Below are 18,566 nucleotides of genomic sequence, written 5' to 3'. Positions count from 1 at the left end.
CATGACAGGTGCAACAAGCATTTGTTTGGTGCGGTAACCAGAACGCTTGTCGACTTCCTGCAAGAAGCTCAGCTTCGGATGGATTGTTTTGAGCGCTACATCGTCATACACGTCGGCTATGTTGACCATCTGTTTCGAGAGGGCAACGTATCCTGCAATACTCTGCGGGCTGATCGGAAGCTTCAAATCGCGGCTGGTGTTCAGCCCTGTTTTCACCTTGGAAACAATAGAGGTGCGGTCTTCGTTCACCGCATACAGAGTCAACCGGTCCGCATTGAACAGCTTGCAGATGTCCTGACTGGCCTCCAGCATGATCTGGTCGATATTTTCCGTCTCATGAATTCGATTGGTGACCAGCTGCAGTTGCCGAAAGTACAAGGCCTCGAACGTTACGCCGCGCTCCTGCGGCGGCAACATCTGTGAGTCAAAAAACTCGTCTTCATGATCGCGTTCGACGACGGCATTCATAGTTCAAACTCCTGCCCCGCACGCAACCACCGGATGTCGTGCGTGACGTTGGGACCAAATGGTGCGGTCTGGTCGAAGCGCTGAATTTCAGCCATGATCATTTCAGTTTCAGCGGGTTTGGTGTGCGTGATGTAGATCGGATAATTGCGGCCCTTGTCAATGCAATCGAGCTCTGTTGCGAGGGCATGTGGCGACAAATGCAGACTGCGCTTCGCCAAGTCACGCTCCCGGTTGCTAAACGCCGTTTCGATCACCAGCATGGCGACATTGAGTTCATTGAGCCGCTCCCAAAGCGCGGGATTGCGTTCGGTGTCCCCCGTAAACACCCAACATCCCGAGCCCGTCGCCACTGCGTAGCCGACAGCAGGCACCGTATGCACGGCGGGAAGCACTTCGACGTACTTGCCCCCAATAAGCAAGGTCTGGCCCATTACAAGCGGATGAAAACTGATGAAAGGCGCTTCGGGAGTAGGGATCCGTGAAAAATCAGGCCATATGGTGTTGTTGAAAATATGTGCCCGCAGTGCATCTATGGTTCCCTGGAGTGCGTGGATCTGCAACGGTGTGGTTCGCCGTGACGCCGTCGCGTCGACCATCAGCGGCAAGGCGGCCACATGGTCAAGGTGGGAGTGCGTCAGCAGGACATGGTCTATGGCGCCCATCTCGTCCAGCGTGAGATCGCCCACACCTGTGCCTGCATCGACAAGAACGTCGTGATCAAGCAAGAACGACGTGGTGCGACAGTCTTTCGCGATGGCCCCTGAGCAACCCAGTACACGTACTTTCATGGAGTTTGCAACCCGTTCTTGAAACTTACTTGGTGACGAAGTTTGTGGCGCCGTCCCACTCAGGGTCAAACGGCAACAGTCTCATGGAGGCTACACGTTCCGCGTAGAGCTGGTAAAGGTATTTTTGTGCATTCATGCGCTGTAAATTGAGCAAATGCACGTCGCACTGGTCCCAGGACTGGTCCCTGTAGGCTTTGATCATCAAAGCCCACTCCTTCAACTCTCCGCTCACCTGCTTGTCGAGTTGCCCGGATAGTCCCACCGGATAGAAAATCGCCACAGCCTGCTCTTTGCCCTTGACCCTAACTTTGTCCAGTTCCTGCCAGGCAAATTCTGGCGAGAGTTTGCGCGTTGATTCGCTGACCACCGTATCAACCCCATACGTCTTGGACAGGCCCTCGAGCCTTGATCCCAGATTGACCGAATCGCCAATGACGGTGTAACTGCGACGGATATCGGAGCCCATGTCGCCCACACACATGGTCCCGGTGTTGAGTCCGATGCCAATGCCGATTTCTGGCAGGCCCTTGGCCTTGTGCTCCTCATTGAGTTTGCGGATGGCCAAAGACATCTCCATGGAGGTTTTGACAGCCAGGGCCGCATGATCGGGTGTGTCTACCGGGGCGCCCCAGAAAGCCATGACGCAATCGCCCATGTATTTGTCAATCGTGCCGCGGTTCCCGCGGATCAGGTCTGTCAGCCTGCTGAAGACGCTGTTGAGCAAGGCCTGCAATTGCGTTGGCTCCATGGTCTCTGACATCTGGGTAAAGCCGCGCATGTCGCAAAACATGACCGTCAACTCCTTGGATGACGCCTTCATGCTGTAGCTGTCCGGGTCCTTCACCATCTCGTCGACAAGCTCAGGGGGAACATAGGTACCAAACAAATGGGCAAGCTCCCGCTTGGACCGGCTCTCCACAAAATAGCCGTAACTCATGTTCAGCGCAAATGCGGTAAATGCCATCACCAGGGCGCTGGCCAGTGGCAACACGAGCCCTTCGGCCAAATACAACCAGAAATTAAGCCCCACCAGAGCAGCCATCACGCCTACGCTTGTGGCCACCGCCTTGGGCGCTGACAACAGTGGCAGCGCAAACGCAAGGGTCAATCCAGACAGCACAAGAACAAGCACCTCATAACCAAGGGCGTAGTCAGGTTTGACAAACACCTTGCCATCAAGAAAGCCCGAGATCACATTGGCGTGAGTTTCCACGCCGGGGTAAGTCTCACCAACCGGGGTAACGCGCAAATCAAGCAGACCCGGCGCCGTTGTGCCGAGCAAAACGATTTTGTCTTTCAGTTCGCCCGGTGCCACGCGTCTTGCGAGCACATCCGAGGCCGAGATATACCTGTACGAACCGCCACTTGCATTGCCGGGCCCACGAAACGGGACCAGTGTGGCAACCCGATGGTCCACCGGGATTGCGAGCGTCTTGCTTCCCTGTTTGAGCAAAATGCTTTCCAGGCCCTGGTAGTTCCGGGTGATGAATCGATCCTGCGGGAAACCTGGTTCAACGGCAGGCAAGCCGAGCAGCAGGCGAAACATGGCCAGCGAGAGCGACTCGTAATACTGCCCCTTGTATTCGGCCAACAAGGGAATGGACCGCACCACACCATCAGCCTCGGTGATGGAATTGAAAAAGCCGCCCATGGGAGCGGCTTTGGCAAGAACATCGATGTTGGAGCCGAAGCCGTTCCAGCTGGTGAAAGCGATGGGTCGGCCTTTCAGGGCATCATTGGTCATGACCGCCGCGGGCAAAGTGCCATTGGTCCGCCCATCGCGGTCACTGGTCATGTAGTACCCCAGGACCACCGGACGCTTCTCGATGGCTTTGGCAAATACGGCGTCGTAATCCAGACTGGACTGCAACTGGGCAAGCTTCTCGCTGAAAGCCGGTTGATCTTTCAGCTCGCCCTGAGCCAGCTGCTTGAGTCGCTTGAGACCTGAGCTGTCGTCGGCTTCTGCAAACACCACGTCAAAGCCCAGCATTGCAGCCTTTTGCCTGTCAATCAACTCCTCGACCAACTCAGCCAGCTTGTTTCGCCCCCATGGCCAGCGGCCCACTTCCGCCAGACTTTTTTCGTCAATATCCACAATGACGATGCGCTCGTCCAGCGTCTTGGGCATGGTGGCCCGAAGGCGTGCGTCATAAATGATGTCGTCAAGCCGCTGCAAGACCCCAATGCGAAGCACGCCACCGGCGTGCAGCAGCGCAAAAACAAGGGGGATCAGCGTGACGGCGATGCGGGGCCAGTGCCTGGAAACAAGTCGCATATGGCCTCTTGAGAGAGTTGCGCTGTTTGGGATTTTCAGGTCAGAGACCCAAAATCACCTGTTCTAGCGCTGCACAAATTGCATTTGGGTCCCCGCCAACTCGAGGACATCGCCATTTTTGAGCGTCACAGGCTCTGCACCGATAGGCACACCGTTAAGAGTTGGCTTGTTATCCCCTTCCACATGCGCCACCACAAAGCCCTGGGGCCGTTTGGTAATCGCCGCGACCGCTACGCCTGGCTTGCCGATGGTGGTCACTACCTTGACCAGCGCCACCTCGCGCCCAGCTGCAGCGCCCGACATAACCTTGATGGCGGCATTGGGGCCCGCGCCACCCGCCACCGGCGCCGCGACGGGCGCTGCACCGGCTGGAGGGACGAGCCCTGCCGAACCGGCCTTGATGATCATCGTTTTTTCAAATCCGGCGCCAACAACCTCGCTCACGTATTTGATTTTGTACTTGCCAATTTCGACGGTGTCGCCATTGCTCAACTGCTGCTTTTTGACGGCCTTGCCGTTGAGGTAGGTGCCATTGGTGCTGTTGAGGTCTTCAACAAAAACGTCGGTGCCCGACATTTGCAGAACGGCATGCTCGCCGCTGACGGCCAGGTTGTCGATGACGATGTCGTTGTAAGGCCTGCGACCCAGGGACGTGCGGTCCTTGGTGAGCTGAACCTCTTTGATCACAACACCGTCAATAGAGACGATCATTTTCGGCATGGCCGACTCCTGTCTGATTTTGTTTTAGCGCTCAATCCGGCTACTTGCCCAACATTTTGGACAGCAGCCCCCGCTTGACCGAGGCTTCCTTCGCTTGCGCCAGCAATACTGAAATGTTATCGCGACCGCCAGCATCGTTGGCCGCAACAGTCAGGCGACCCGCAATTTGTTCAAGCGACTGGGACCCCAATAGAATAGCCGCAATCGCGTCGTCGGTGATCATGTCAGACAGGCCGTCCGAACACATGAGGTAGATATCACCCGCCTCGACCCGATGTTCGTTGACTTCCAGCAACACCGCGTCTTCAACTCCCAGTGCCCGGGTCACCAGGTTTTTGTTCACGGAGGTGAAAGCCTGCTCCGGCGTGATCAACCCGGCGTCGATCTGCTCCTGTAACAAAGAGTGATCTTTGGTGATTTGCTGGAGCTGCCCCTCGCGAAGGCGGTAGCAACGGGAGTCGCCAATGTGGCCCAGCATCAGGCGCGTGTTCTGGAACACGCCCACCACCAGCGTGGTGCCCATTCCCGAATACTGGGGGTTGGAGTTGGCCGCGTTAAAAATGGAATGGTTGGCGTTTTCTACGCAAATCTCCAGCGCCCGCCGTACCTCTTTGGAGTTGGCCTCTTTTCCTGCCTGCGACAGCCAGCGCCCCATCTCCGACTTGATAAAGGCGGTGGCCATGCCACTGGCAATTTCGCCGGCGTTATAGCCGCCCATACCGTCCGCCAGAATACAGAGCCGCGTCGCTGCGTCAAACGTTACCGAGTCTTCGTTGTTATCCCGCGTTAAACCAGGGTCCGTCTGTGTGCAAATCTCGTAAATCATCGTCGGTTCTTATCGCTTCAAATCAGGATCGGAATCGGCTGCGGGCGCAAAAGGCGCACGTGCTGCAATCGTTTTCTCAAAGGCTGGATTGTCGCCCACGGCGAGGACAACGGTTTTTTCGTTCCCGTCTGCCGCGGCGGGGGGCGCTACAGGGGCCGGGGCAGGCGCTGAAACGCCAGCAGGGGCGCCCGCTAAATCCGCAATGACAGCCCGCAGATCGGCCGCAAATTGGTCGCCGTCCTGATACCGCGTTTCAGACCGTTTGCTCAAAGACAAAGCGACTACATCTGCAAGGCGTTCGGACAACTCGGCCCGGATAATTCGGATGTCAGGCGCCGGCTCGTTGGCAATTTTGTACATCAATTCGGCCATCGAGTCACCCCGAAAGGGCAAGACGCCAGCCAGCATCTGAAACAACATCACGCCCAGCGAATACAGGTCAGAACGCCCGTCAACTTTTTTGCCAGCAATCTGTTCAGGGGACATGAAGCTCGGCGTTCCAAGCACCAGCCCGGTTTTGGTCTTGCTTGAATCGGTGATGCGCGCAATACCAAAGTCGGTCACCTTCACGCTGTCACTGTCCAGGTCATACATGATGTTGGCTGGCTTGATGTCACGGTGCACCACGTTTTGTTTGTGCGCGTAAGCCAGCGCTTCTGCAACGCGGGCCACAATCGACAGCACCTTGGGGATGGGAAGCAACTGTCCGTCTTTGGTGACATCGGCCAGATCCTTGCCTTTGAGAAACTCCATCGCGATGTAGGCCAGGTCGTGTTCTTCACCGGCGTCAAAAATCGTCACGATATTCTGGTGCTGCAGGCGACCTGCGGTTTCTGCCTCACGGAAGAAGCGTTCACGTGCGTCAGTCAGCTCCTCGCCCTCAAATTCCTGGCTCAGCGCCATGGTCTTGATGGCGACCACCCGGCCGATTTTGGGATCCTTGCCCAAATACACCACGCCCATGGCGCCTTTGCCCAGCTCTTTTTCCACCTGGTAGCGGCCCAGCATGGGTTTTTCAACCCCGCCGCCGTCCAGCAGCATGGTGCCACCAGGGTGGGCGCCGCCACCGCCCAAAATAACGGTTTCAGACAGGTTTTTGGCGCGGTTAAGTTTGGACTGCAGGTCTTTGTGGTTCTTGTTGTAAGTAGCCATGTATTCATACACGGCCTGGGCCTTGTTGAACTGGCGTTTGCGCTCGAAATCCAGCGCAAGGTTGTTCATGTTGTCCATCAGCGCGTCGGTAAACGGCACGCGGCGGAACCGGTCAAACGCCATATCCAGCTGACCCTGCCCCTGCAGCGCCAGACCCATCATGCGGTTGGTTTCAGCCGACTCTTCATCTGATTTGAGTTTGCCGGCTTCGGTCATCAGGAAGCGCTTGGTGGTCAGCGCCAAATGCCCCATGACCAGCAAGGCCGCCGGAAAGACCAACTTCAGCCATATGGCCGCACTCGAGAGCAATCCGAATTCGATGACAAGCAGCACCACAAACAACGTTAACGTGACGATGGCAGCCTTGCCCGCCGAAAGCCTGGGCAAACCCGCAACAAGATAGCCGGCTACCACCAGCAGCACAGCCAGCGTTGCCCAAATACCCCAAGTGGGCTGCACGATGAAATGTTCGCTCAAAATGCTGGACGTGATATGCGCAATGGTCTCGGCGGGCGACAGCCCCGCCCCGGCCGGCGTGGGAAACTGCGTGCCAACCCCTGCGGCCGTTGCGCCGATGATCACGATTTTCCCGGCATATTTGCTGGCGGGAATCTTGCCGGACAACACGTCGTAAAAAGAGTCCACGGGGAAAGCCGGCCGGCCGTCCTTGCCCTTGTAGAACTGCGGCAACATCAGCGCTGCTTCGTCGGTGCCTATCCGCAGTTTGCCGATCTGCACCGACTCACCGGCATTGAGCTTGATATCAGCTGTGTCGAGGTTGAGACTTTTGGCCGCGACAAGCAGACTCATGGAGGGCACGGCTTTGCCAAAGTAGTTGATCAGTAGCGGTTCCTGCCGCACGGCGCCATCCACATCAGGCAATTGGTTCAAATGTGCAATCCCGACAGCTGCGTTGCCGATGATTTCAATGGGCTGCTGCCCCCGAATGGCAGGCAGCGAAAAATTATTGCGTTCTTCAACGGCACTTTTGAGTGCATAGGCAGGAAGAGGGTTGTCAGGCTTGCCTTGTGGCTCCCCCAGCACGAAGACTGACGGCACCAGCACATTGGCGGCTTTGCTCATGCTCGCGGCCAGCTTGGCGTCCGTATCCAGTGCCACCTCTGCTTCCGCAATCACTTTGCCTAACTGCTCCGGCAGGCCGCCCTGCGCCACTGCCGGGTCTGTCGCGGGACCCAGCGCCTCCTTGATTTTTCGGATAAACACCAACCCACGGTCGGTTTGCGGCTCAAAAAAGAAGGCCGTATGGGCGATGGTTTTGGCCTTAGCCGCCGCCAGCTGGTCAATCAGCTGGGCATGAACATCGCGCGGCCAGGGCCAGCGTCCGATGTTGGCAATACTCTGATCATCAATGGCGATGATGGCAATGCGTTCTGAAGGCTGGCGGGAGGTGCTGGTGCTGGCGAAGTCGTAGTACCGACGCTCCAGGGTTCCGAAAAAATCGGTTGCAGCGTGCAACACGAGGACCGCCAGAACGACCAGTACGCCCACAAACCAGTCGGCTCGCCAGAATTGCCCCCGTTTGCTTGATGATGATGCCACGTCCCGCCCTTTTGTCATGGTTCGCTGAAAACGCAGGCACTTGGCGCACCGGCTTCCTCTTGCGCTCCTGGCTCCTTCTGCCGCATTAGCAGGGAGTTACAAGTTTCACGTTTGTGGACATTACCAGAGGCGCCCAAGCCGGACAAGGGCCTTTTGCACGACCCGGCTGCCTTCTGTTGCAATTTGGTACCTCACGGAGCGGTACCAAATTGCTTTCGGACTATCCGGCTCAGGCCGGGTTGGCGGGAGGGGCCTTACGCGCCTGCAACACCTTGCCAGCCGCCAGCACCAAAAGAGCGCCTGCGGCGGCAGCTGCGTAGCTCCAATACGCGGAGGCTGGCAGATAGGGTTTGAGAGCGGGATCTGTGTAGGCCATCTGACCTGCAATCCAGCCGAGCAACATGGCGCCAGCGGTGATGATGATGGGGAAGCGTCCCATGAGCTTGAGAACGATCTGGCTGCCCCACACGATGATGGGAATGCTGACCAGCAGGCCGAAAATAACCAGTGGCAACTGATGCTGTTGACTGGCGCCCTGTGCCGCCCCAGCAATCGCCAGCACGTTGTCCACGCTCATCACCAGGTCGGCAATGATCACGGTCTTGACGGCACCCCAGAGCTTGTCGCTGGAGCTGATGTTGTGTGCGTCCTCGCCCTCGGGTTGCAGCAGCTTGACACCAATCCACAGCAGCAAAATGGCACCCACGATCTTGAGATAGGGAACGGCGAGAAGGGCCAGAGCAAAGGCAATCAGGATCACCCGCAGGACAATCGCGCCAAGGGTGCCGTAAATAATGCCTTGGGTACGCTGCTTGGGGGGCAGGTTACGGCAAGCCAGGGCAATCACCACCGCGTTATCGCCACCCAGAAGGATGTCGATCATGATGATCTGGCCCACTGCAAGCCAGAAGCTTGCCGTCATGAACTCTTCCATGGAAACCCCTTCGAGAATCAAAAAGACCGATTGTCAGCGATGACAACCGGCCTGTCTGTTGTGGCTAACCGCAATACGTGAAAGTTACAGCAATGCCTTGAGCAGCTTGGCCATTTCAGACGGATTGCGCGTGACGGTAAAGCCGCAGGCTTCCATGATTTCAAGCTTGGCATCGGCCGTATCAGCGCCGCCCGAGATCAAAGCCCCGGCATGACCCATGCGTTTGCCCGCGGGGGCCGTCACACCTGCGATAAAGCCCACGATTGGCTTTTTCATGTTGGCCTTGCACCACTCGGCAGCTTCAGCTTCGTCGGGTCCACCAATTTCGCCAATCATGATCACTGCATCGGTGTCCGGGTCGTCATTGAAGGCACGCATCACGTCGATGTGCTTCAGACCATTGATCGGGTCGCCACCAATACCGACAGCGCTGGACTGACCCAGGCCGATTTCGGTCAACTGTGCAACCGCTTCGTATGTCAGCGTGCCGGAACGGCTGACCACACCAATGCGGCCCTTGCGGTGAATGTGGCCGGGCATGATGCCGATCTTGATTTCTTCAGGCGTGATCAAGCCGGGGCAGTTGGGGCCCAGCAGCAGGGTTTTCTTGCCGCCTGCGGCTTCCTTGGCCTTCATGCGGTTGCGCACTTCCAGCATGTCACGCACGGGAATGCCTTCGGTGATACAGATCGCGAGGTCGAGGTTGGCTTCGACCGCTTCCCAAATGGCTGCAGCAGCGCCGGCTGGCGGCACGTAAATCACCGACACCGTGGCACCGGTGGCCTTGGCGGCTTCCGTCACGTTGGCAAAAATCGGAATGCCTTCGAAGTCTTCGCCGGCTTTTTTCGGATTCACGCCGGCCACAAAGGCTTCTTTGCCGTTCGCGTAGTCACGGCACATCCGGGTGTGGAACTGGCCGGTTTTGCCAGTGATGCCCTGCGTGATGACTTTGGTGTTTTTGTTGATGTAAATAGACATGGTGTGGGTTCCGCCTTATTTGACTGCTGCGACGATTTTTGTAGCCGCATCGGCCATGGTGTCGGCGGCAATGATGGGCAGGCCTGACTCGGCCAGCATCTTTTTACCCAGGTCTTCGTTGGTGCCCTTCATGCGGACCACCAGCGGAACTGACAGATTCGTAGCCTTGCAAGCCGTGATCACGCCTTCAGCAATCGTGTCGCACTTCATGATGCCGCCGAAGATATTGACCAGGATGCCTTTGACTTCCGGGTTCTTCAGCATGATCTTGAAGGCTTCAGTCACTTTTTCTGCAGTCGCGCCGCCGCCCACGTCCAAAAAGTTGGCTGGCTCGCCGCCGAACAACTTGATGGTGTCCATGGTGGCCATCGCCAGACCGGCGCCATTGACCAGGCAACCGATGTTGCCGTCCAGGCTGATGTAGGCAAGGTCAAACTTGCTGGCTTCGACTTCGGCCGGGTCTTCTTCGTCCAGATCGCGGAAGGCGACGATCTCGGGATGGCGGAACAAGGCATTCGCGTCGAAGTTGAACTTCGCATCGAGGGCGACAACTTCGCCCTTGCTGTTGCGGTTCAGCGGGTTGATTTCAACCAGCGATGCGTCGGTTTCCATATAGCACTTGTAGAGCTTTTGCAGGATGTCGACGGTCTGCGCAACAGAGTCGGCAGGCATGCCGATTCCGGAGCATATTTCCTTGGCCTGCGCGTCGGTCAAGCCGACCAGGGGATCAACAAACACCTTGATGATCTTTTCGGGATTTGTATGCGCCACCTCTTCGATGTCCATACCGCCTTCGCTGGAAGCAATGAAGGCAACCTTTTGGGACTCGCGGTCGGTCACGGCAGAGACGTAATACTCCTGCTGGATGTCTGCGCCGTCTTCAATATAGAGGCGGCGAACTTTCTGGCCTTCAGGCCCGGTCTGGTGCGTCTTGAGCTGCATGCCCAGAATCTCGCCAGCGATGCGTTTGACATCGTCAATGGTTTTGGCGACCTTGACACCGCCACCTTTGCCACGTCCACCGGCGTGAATCTGCGCCTTGACCACCCACACCGGGCCGCCAAGTTTCTGGGCAGCTTCCACCGCCTCTTGCACTGTGAACGCGGGGATGCCGCGCGGCGTCGGGACACCAAAGTTGCGCAAGATTTCCTTGCCTTGGTATTCGTGAATTTTCATGAAATTACTTCCAGGAGTCGGTAAAAAGGGGCGCCAGCATCAGCCTGATGTTTGTCTGCAACAGTGCGGCAGATTCACCAAAATGTAACGCCTTCGTTCACTGCAGGCAGCAGCGCAGAACTGTATCATGTTGCGATGCACAATTCTTGTGCGTGACTTACAACACAGTTATAAGCACCCTCCTCAGGATAAATACATGCCCAAGGTCTTTATTGACGGCGAAGCCGGAACCACAGGACTGCAGATTCGTGAGCGGCTGCAAGCCATGCCGGCGATTGAACTGGTCAGCATTGCGCCTGAGCTGCGCAAAGACGCCGCGGCCAAGCGCGAGCTGATGGGTACGGTCGACCTGGTGGTGCTGTGCCTGCATGACGACGCGGCACGCGAGTCTGTGGCCATGATCGACGACCTGGCGCGAACCAGCGGCAAAAAGGGTCCCAAGATCATTGATGCGTCGACAGCCCACCGCACCGCGCCGGACTGGGTCTTTGGTTTTCCGGAACTGGTAGCTGGGCAAAGCGAGGCTGTCGCCAGGGCCGATCGCGTATCCAACCCGGGCTGCTATTCCACCGGCGCCATCGCCTTGATTCGCCCATTGATCGATGCTGGCATCGTTCCGAAAGACCACCCCTTGGTCATTCCCGCAGTCAGTGGTTACTCCGGCGGCGGTCGCAGCATGATTGAGGCTCATGAGGCTGGCACGGCTGCGCTGTATGAAATCTACGGCCTCAAGCTTGAGCACAAGCACGTGCCCGAAATCATGAAATACACCGGTTTGACACGCCGCCCGGTGTTCACGCCTTCGGTTGGAAATTTCAAACAGGGCATGCTGGTGCAACTGCCCCTTCATCTGGATTTGCTGCCGGGCAAGCCGCAAGCCACCGAATTGCTTGAGGCTTTGAGCAAGCACTATGCAGGCAGCCCATGGGTCACCGTTGAAGCTGCTACCGACAACGGCACCCTGGATGCCCTCGCCTTGAATGACACCAACAAGATGGAGTTGCGTGTGTTCGCCAACGAGACCTATCGCCACGCGGTGTTGATTGCACGTCTGGACAACCTGGGCAAGGGCGCCTCGGGCGCTGCCGTGCAAAACATGAAATTGATGCTGGGGCTGTAACCAGCAGCGCAGCCACAAAAAAAAACCGCCCCTAGGGGCGGTTTTTTATTGAGCGTCACCAGACCTGATTAACGTCCATCACGATCTGCATCGCCAGGCAGGGCTCGCTCAACACGATGCCAGGCATCACGCGTAGCGTCACGGGCCTGGTCCCAGGTCAGACGCGACGAACCACGCGAGCGCTCCCAGTCACTTTGCAGCGCGCCTTCCACTTCGCCGAACTGTCGCTCGCCATAACGGCTGCGGCCCTCATAACCCAAACGATAAGCAGGCGAATAATCATCGGCGTAGGTATAGCCATTGATGTAGCCTGGGCGCGCCGTGTAGGTGTTGCTCCAGTAGGCATCTTCCACAGCAGGGTTGACCGCACTCGCCACCCCATTCCCTGCTGCGGCGCCAGCCAATCCGCCGACAGCAGCGCCTACCGCCATGCCGACTGGGCCGCCCACGGTGCCGAGCACGGCGCCTGTCGCAGCACCCGCACCAGCGCCTACGCCCGTGCCGAGGTTGTGATCACCAAGCTCATCCTGGCGTTTGGGGTTTACAACTTCACCGGCACCCTTGCCGGCCATATGGCCAGCAGCGGCGCCAACCGTCGCGCCCACAATAGCGCCAACCGGACCGGCCACGGAGCCGACTGCCGCGCCAGCAAGCGCACCGCCGCCCGTACCGGTGCCAGAGGCGAGATGATGTTCTGCGAGGTCATCACCGCGCTTGGGGTTGACCACTTCACCAGCGCCTTCCCCTGCTTTGCCGCCGGCGATCGCTCCTATTGCAGCACCCGCCGCCATGCCCACAGGGCCAGCCACTGCACCGAGGGCAGCACCCGCGACTGCACCGCTGCCAGCGCCAACGCCAGTAGCCAAATTATGATTTTCGAGGTCGTCGGTCCGCTTTGGATTGACCACTTCACCAGCACCTTCACCGGCTCTGCCGCCAGCCAGCGCACCTATGGCCGCACCGGCCACTATGCCTACAGGGCCACCCACTGCGCCGACTGCCGCGCCCGCCATGGCACCGCCCCCAGCGCCTACTCCAGATGCCAGGTTATGGTCACCAAGCCGATCCGTGGGGTCTGGATTGACGACTTCAGCCACGCCCTGGCCAGCCATCCCACCCGTCACTGCTCCGATGGCCGCGCCTGCGGCCATGCCGATTGGTCCGCCTACTGCGCCAATTGCTGCGCCTGCCACTGCACCGCCCGAGGCACCCACTGTCGTACCGATGGCGTGCTCTTCAGGCGCGCCGCCTTCTGTTGGATTCACGTTTTCGGCAACACCTTTACCGGCGAGTCCGCCAGCAACGGCCCCAATGGCTGCGCCGACGATGGTGCCCACTGGACCTGCGACCACCGTACCGATGGTTGCTCCGCTAACTGCGCCGCCCGCAGCGCCAAGTCCTGTACCGACGGGATGAGAGCCTGGTTCGCCAGTGAGTACGTCTTTATTACGTGGGTTGGAATCGCTCATTGTTATCTCCTTGGATGTACTGTTGATGGATACGGCCGACCACCTGGCTGGCTGCAAGCCGGCCAACAAAGCTGTTTAGATTTGGCTAAATGGCTGTGCGGACTCGGACACTTGCACTGTCGAGCTGCGCAAACAACTGCCATGTCAGACAGACGCTGATGCGCCTGTCGGCGATGCGGCTCGCCACCCGAAAGGCCGTACAGCGCACGGTCTGTCGCCCGCATGAGCGGAAATTTGGGGTGGGTTCAGCTGTCCTGATCCGACTCGCGCGCGTTGCGAAGAACCGCGTGTACCGCATCTCCTGAAAACCCGCGTGTCAGCAAAAATCGCATTTGTTTGCCATGCGCTGCAGCGTCTGTTGCAGCTTCGCCAAATTTCTTGCGCCAGACTTCACGGGCGCGATCAACTTCGGTGGCTTTGAGTGTGCTCACGGCCTCGGCCACTGCCTCGACGGCAAGCCCCTTGCCCATCAACTCCTGACGGATGCGCGTTGTACCGAAGCGCTGGGCACGCCGGTTGATCACGGATTCCACCACCCGCGCTTCGCTGATGAAATCTTTGGCCTGAAGCTCGTCCAGTACTTGCGCCAGTTGCTCGGGCGACTCAGCGTGCCCGGCAAGTTTGCGCTCCAGTTCGGCCCGGGAATGCTCGCGCTGCGCGAGGAAACGCAAAGCCCGACCTTTCAGTGAAAGGCCGGGGCCGGGGCCGGGGGGGCGGCGGCCACCGCTATTGTTTTGATAGCTACTCACGCTTGTAAAACAAGGGCAGGAGGCCGATTTGATACTAAACCGGCCATGCCTGCGTGCTTATTTAGACAGCTGCAACCTTGGGGGCTTTTTCGGCCTTTTCTGCTTTGTCCGCCTTCTCGGCTTTGTCCGGCTTGCCACCCACAGCGTCCTGAATCAGCGGAATGCCCAGTGACTCTCGCACCTTGTTCTCGATCTCGATGGCGAGCTCGGGGTTTTCTTTGAGGAATTCACGCGAGTTGTCGCGGCCCTGGCCGATTTTTTCGCCGTTGAAGGCGTACCAGGCGCCGGCTTTTTCAACAATATGTCCTGCCACGCCGAGGTCCAGCACCTCGCCAAGCCGGCTGATGCCCTCCCCATAGAGGATGTCGAACTCCGCCATCTTGAACGGCGACGCCACTTTGTTCTTGACCACCTTGACGCGGGTTTCGTTGCCGACCACTTCCTCGCCCTTCTTGATGGAGCCGATGCGGCGGATGTCCAGGCGCACCGAGGCGTAAAACTTCAGCGCATTGCCGCCGGTGGTGGTTTCGGGGCTGCCGAACATCACGCCAATCTTCATGCGGATCTGGTTAATAAAGATGACCATGCAGTTGGCCTTCTTGATGTGAGCAGTCAGCTTGCGCAGGGCCTGGCTCATCAAGCGGGCCTGCAGGCCGGGGAGCGAATCGCCCATTTCGCCTTCCAGCTCGGCCTTGGGCGTCAGCGCCGCCACCGAGTCAACCACGATCAAATCAACCGCGCCGGAGCGCGTGAGGGAATCAACAATTTCCAGGGCCTGCTCGCCGGTGTCAGGCTGGCTGATCAGCAGGTCTTGCAGATTGACGCCCAGTTTTTGCGCGTACTGGATGTCCAGCGCGTGCTCGGCATCCACGAAAGCGCAGGTGCCGCCCAGTTTTTGCATCTCGGCAATCACCTGCAGGGTCAGCGTGGTTTTACCGGACGACTCCGGGCCGTAGATTTCAACGACACGGCCGCGCGGCAGGCCGCCAACGCCCAGGGCAATGTCCAGACCCAGCGAACCGGTAGACACCACCTGGATGTCCTCGATCACCTCGCCGGCGCCCAGCTTCATGATGGTGCCTTTGCCGAACTGCTTTTCGATCTGGGCCAGCGCGGCCTGCAGCGCCTTGGCTTTTTCGGTGTTCAGTGCGGGGTTGGTGCGGTTTGGCATGTCCATGGAAAAACTCCTTGAATGTCAGTGAGGGAAAACTTTGGCTTTGGTTTCCAGCTCTGCTTTTAATCACAGTACTGGGTGCATGACCAGTACTTTATGGGTGCCATATAAATAAGTAAACCCCATATTTAGTCAGTTTGCCTGATCAATTGGCCGTATCATTTTGCGCATGGATTCCAAGCCCGCTGATCACGAAAACTGGCGCCTCACGCACTTGGGACGCCTGCTGGGCCACGCCCTGCGCCGCTTTGACGAGCGGGTTCTGGTGCTGATGGCGCGCAACATCGACGTGCCGCTGGCGCTTTCCAACCTTGCCGCCCGCGCCCAGGTTGGCGCTGCACACATTCACATCACCCGGCACTTGGCCGTTGGCGGCTCGCGCCTGACTGATCTGGCGCAAAGCGCCGGCATGAGCAAGCAGGCCATGGGCGACCTGGTGGACCAGTGCGAGGCCTGGGGTTTGGTGACGCGCGAGCCCGACCCGCATGACAAACGCGCCCGCACCGTGGTGTTTACGGCGTCCGGCTTGCTGTGGCTTCAGGCTTTTCGTGATGCGGTGAAGCAAGCCGAGGTGGAGTTTCAGCGTGCTGTGGGTGCTGATGTAGCCACCGTCGTCGCGCTAGGCCTCGAAGCTTATGCCGGTGCTTGAGTGCTGGAACCGTCGCGCGGCTGGTCCCCGACTTTTTCAGCAGGGGCCGCGGAACCGGCTTCGCCGGGCCGCAGGCGCAGCGGCCCCCTCGGGGGGCAGCGCATTACACGCAGTGAAAAGCGTGGGGGCGAGTCAGTCAGCAAACCAGAGGGGATAAAAGCCTAGAATTTGAAAAACAAGCCAAGAGCCGCGCCACCGGCCCGCCCATGGATCAGACACCGATCCTCATCAGGAGACAGCCATGCGTATATTGATTGCTGAAGACGACCAGGTTCTGGCCGACGGTTTGTTGCGGACCCTGCGCAACTCCGGCGCGGCTGCGGACCATGTGGCCAGCGGCACCGAAGCCGACGCCGCCTTGATGACCAACACCGAATTTGACTTGTTGATTCTGGACCTGGGCCTGCCGAAAATGCACGGGCTGGAGGTGCTCAAGCGCCTGCGTGCACGCGGCTCATCAATGCCGGTGCTGATTCTCACCGCCGCCGACAGCGTGGAAGAGCGCGTCAAAGGGCTGGACTACGGCGCTGACGATTACATGGCCAAACCGTTCTCGCTGCAAGAGCTGGAAGCCCGCGTCCGGGCTCTCACCCGCCGTGGCATGGGCGGTGCCAGCAGCACCATCAAACATGGCCCGCTGGTGTATGACCAGGCCGGCAGAGTCGCCACGATTGACGGCCAGATGGTGGAGTTGTCTGCGCGTGAATTGGGTCTGCTCGAAGTGTTGCTGCAGCGCGCCGGCCGCCTCGTCAGCAAGGACCAGCTGGTTGAACGCCTGTGCGAATGGGGCGAAGAGGTGAGCAATAACGCGATCGAGGTTTACATCCACCGGCTGCGCAAGAAGATTGAAAAAGGGCCGGTGCGCATTGCCACCGTTCGCGGACTGGGCTACTGCCTTGAGAAAATCCCCGGCTGACCGATTCCTCTCCGTTCGGGCTGAGCCTGTCGAAGCCTTCACCGGGACCCTTCGAAAAGCTCAGGGCGAACGGGCTCCCTTGACGCAGCCAGCGGAATAACCGATGGCCTTAAGACTCTTCCAGCGCGAACGCCGAAGCCTTTTCGGTGAAATCCTCGACTGGATGCTCACGCCGCTGCTGTTGCTGTGGCCCATCAGTCTGGCGCTGACCTGGCTGGTGGGGCAAAACATTGCGGGCAAACCTTTTGACCGCGCGCTTGAATACAACGTCCAGGCGCTGGCCAAGCTGATTGTGGTCAAGAACAAGCAGGTGCAGTTCAACCTGACTGCGCCGGCGCGCGAGATTTTGCGCGCTGACGATACCGACCTGGTCTACTACCAGGTGCGCGGCACCCACGGTGAACACCTCAGCGGCGAAGCGGATCTGCCCATGCCGCCCGAGGAAGACATGCCCACGAATGGCGAGGTGCGCCTGCGAGAAGACGTCATGCAGGGCGAAGACGTGCGCGTGGCCTACACCTGGGTCAAGGTGGATGTGCCCGGTGCATCACCGATGCTGGTGCAGGTGGCCGAGACGCTGGAGAAACGCAAAACCCTGGCAACCGAAATTGTCAAAGGCGTGATGGTGCCGCAGTTTGTCACCCTGCCACTGGCCGTGTTGCTGGTGTGGCTGGCGCTGGTGCGCGGCATCAAGCCGCTCGATCAACTCGAAAAGCGCATCCGCGCGCGCAAGTCTGATGACATGAGCCCTCTGGATGAAACCGTGGTGCCAGAAGAAGTCGCGCCACTGGTCTCGTCCATTAATGATTTGCTGAGCCGGCTCAAGGTGTCGCTCACGACTCAAAAACGGTTTCTTGCGGATGCTGCGCATCAACTCAAAACCCCGCTTGCGGGATTGCGCATGCAGGCCGACCTGGCCCAGCGCGAAACTGATGCGGAAGAGTTGAAGAAGTCGCTGAAGCACATTGGCCGCGCCAGCATCCGCGCGACGCACACGGTTAACCAGCTGCTGGCCCTGGCCCGCGCCGAGACCACGGGCCGCAGTCTGCCCAAGCAACCGCTTGATCTGGTGCAGGTGCTGTCTGAAGCGATTCAGGACTCACTGCCGCGCGCGCTCGAAAAACGCATTGACCTGGGTTACGAAGGCCCGCCGCCCGGCGAGCCGGCCAGCGTGCTGGAAGCCAACCCGACCCTGCTGAAAGAGCTGGCACGCAACCTCATCGACAACGCCCTGAACTACACACCCGAAGGCGGGCAGGTCACTGCTCGGCTGCTGACGGATCGCTTCAGTGGTGTGCTGGTGTTGCTGGTGGAAGACTCGGGCCCCGGCATCCCGGCGTCTGAACGGGAGCTGGTGTTTCAACCTTTCTACCGCGCGCTCGGCACCAACGTTGACGGCTCAGGCCTGGGGCTGGCTATTGTTCTGGAGATCGCCAAGCAGCACAACGCCACCGTAAGCATCGAAGACGCCAACCTGCCGGGCCATCCCGAGTCACCGGGCGCCCGGGTCACCGTTCGATTTGTCGGCATGGATACACCGTTTGATGCAGAACAAGACCTCAGAAGTGGAACCGACACGCAGGTTTGAGATCATTCAGGCATGAAATTACCA

Annotated in this window: 16 protein-coding genes; 4 read left to right on the top strand and 12 right to left on the bottom strand. The window is 58.8% G+C overall.

Annotated features, from left to right (window positions below; translation table 11 throughout):
- The 9 genes from VE934_RS03055 to sucC form a co-directional block, all read right to left on the bottom strand.
- A partial coding sequence (locus tag VE934_RS03055) for a GAF domain-containing protein (protein ID WP_414693803.1) occupies nt 1-468 on the bottom strand: 468 nt, incomplete at its 3' end.
- Nucleotides 465-1,256 (bottom strand): 3',5'-cyclic-nucleotide phosphodiesterase, encoded by a 792-nt coding sequence (locus VE934_RS03050; RefSeq protein WP_324884204.1) that lies wholly within the window; start codon nt 1,254-1,256, stop codon nt 465-467. The genes VE934_RS03050 and VE934_RS03055, both read right to left, overlap by 4 nt.
- 25 nt (nt 1,257-1,281) lie before the next feature.
- Complete coding sequence (locus tag VE934_RS03045; RefSeq protein WP_324884202.1) at nt 1,282-3,531, bottom strand: adenylate/guanylate cyclase domain-containing protein; 2,250 nt, start codon at nt 3,529-3,531, stop codon at nt 1,282-1,284.
- Between the two features lie 63 nt (nt 3,532-3,594).
- On the bottom strand, nt 3,595-4,251 hold the full coding sequence (locus VE934_RS03040; RefSeq protein ID WP_324884200.1) for an FHA domain-containing protein: 657 nt from the start codon (nt 4,249-4,251) through the stop codon (nt 3,595-3,597).
- Between the two features lie 40 nt (nt 4,252-4,291).
- Complete coding sequence (locus VE934_RS03035; RefSeq protein WP_324884198.1) at nt 4,292-5,077, bottom strand: Stp1/IreP family PP2C-type Ser/Thr phosphatase; 786 nt, start codon at nt 5,075-5,077, stop codon at nt 4,292-4,294.
- Nucleotides 5,078-5,086: 9 nt separating this feature from the next.
- Entirely contained in the window at nt 5,087-7,789 is a 2,703-nt protein-coding gene (locus tag VE934_RS03030) for a serine/threonine-protein kinase (RefSeq protein ID WP_324884196.1), read from the bottom strand.
- 229 nt (nt 7,790-8,018) lie between these two features.
- Nucleotides 8,019-8,723, bottom strand: a complete 705-nt coding sequence (locus VE934_RS03025; protein ID WP_324884194.1) for a TerC family protein — start codon at nt 8,721-8,723, stop codon at nt 8,019-8,021.
- Nucleotides 8,724-8,807: 84 nt separating this feature from the next.
- Nucleotides 8,808-9,701 (bottom strand): succinate--CoA ligase subunit alpha, encoded by an 894-nt coding sequence (gene sucD / locus VE934_RS03020; RefSeq protein WP_324884192.1) that lies wholly within the window; start codon nt 9,699-9,701, stop codon nt 8,808-8,810.
- A gap of 15 nt (nt 9,702-9,716) precedes the next feature.
- Nucleotides 9,717-10,877, bottom strand: coding sequence for an ADP-forming succinate--CoA ligase subunit beta (gene sucC / locus VE934_RS03015; protein ID WP_324884190.1), 1,161 nt, complete (start codon nt 10,875-10,877; stop codon nt 9,717-9,719).
- A gap of 196 nt (nt 10,878-11,073) precedes the next feature.
- On the opposite strand from sucC, the gene argC reads away from it, so the two are divergent.
- Entirely contained in the window at nt 11,074-11,997 is a 924-nt protein-coding gene (gene argC / locus VE934_RS03010) for an N-acetyl-gamma-glutamyl-phosphate reductase (RefSeq protein WP_324884188.1), read from the top strand.
- Between the two features lie 68 nt (nt 11,998-12,065).
- Here the strand turns inward: argC and VE934_RS03005 are convergent, their stop codons facing one another.
- The 3 genes from VE934_RS03005 to recA all read right to left on the bottom strand — a co-directional run bounded on the left by VE934_RS03005 (nt 12,066) and on the right by recA (nt 15,392).
- Nucleotides 12,066-13,466 (bottom strand): hypothetical protein, encoded by a 1,401-nt coding sequence (locus VE934_RS03005; RefSeq protein ID WP_324884186.1) that lies wholly within the window; start codon nt 13,464-13,466, stop codon nt 12,066-12,068.
- A gap of 245 nt (nt 13,467-13,711) precedes the next feature.
- Nucleotides 13,712-14,215, bottom strand: coding sequence for a recombination regulator RecX (recX, locus tag VE934_RS03000; RefSeq protein ID WP_324884184.1), 504 nt, complete (start codon nt 14,213-14,215; stop codon nt 13,712-13,714).
- Between the two features lie 61 nt (nt 14,216-14,276).
- Nucleotides 14,277-15,392, bottom strand: coding sequence for a recombinase RecA (gene recA / locus VE934_RS02995; protein WP_324884182.1), 1,116 nt, complete (start codon nt 15,390-15,392; stop codon nt 14,277-14,279).
- A 166-nt stretch (nt 15,393-15,558) separates the two neighbouring features.
- Between recA and VE934_RS02990 the strand changes: the two genes are divergently transcribed.
- The 3 genes from VE934_RS02990 (at nt 15,559) to VE934_RS02980 (ending at nt 18,542) form a co-directional block, all read left to right on the top strand.
- Nucleotides 15,559-16,038, top strand: a complete 480-nt coding sequence (locus VE934_RS02990; RefSeq protein ID WP_324884181.1) for a helix-turn-helix domain-containing protein — start codon at nt 15,559-15,561, stop codon at nt 16,036-16,038.
- Between the two features lie 241 nt (nt 16,039-16,279).
- Nucleotides 16,280-16,954: a response regulator transcription factor gene (locus tag VE934_RS02985; protein WP_324884179.1), complete on the top strand. Its 675-nt coding sequence runs from the start codon at nt 16,280-16,282 to the stop codon at nt 16,952-16,954.
- A gap of 103 nt (nt 16,955-17,057) precedes the next feature.
- Nucleotides 17,058-18,542 carry a sensor histidine kinase gene (locus VE934_RS02980; RefSeq protein WP_324884177.1) on the top strand — a complete coding sequence of 495 codons (1,485 nt, stop codon included), beginning with the start codon at nt 17,058-17,060 and terminating at the stop codon, nt 18,540-18,542.
- Nucleotides 18,543-18,566: the final 24 nt, after the last annotated feature.

The organism is Polaromonas sp. (assembly GCF_035638815.1).
Taxonomy (GTDB): Bacteria; Pseudomonadota; Gammaproteobacteria; order Burkholderiales; family Burkholderiaceae_C; genus Polaromonas.
The sequence above is the reverse complement of the archived record's forward strand: the minus strand, read 5'-3'. Positions and strand labels throughout refer to the sequence as shown.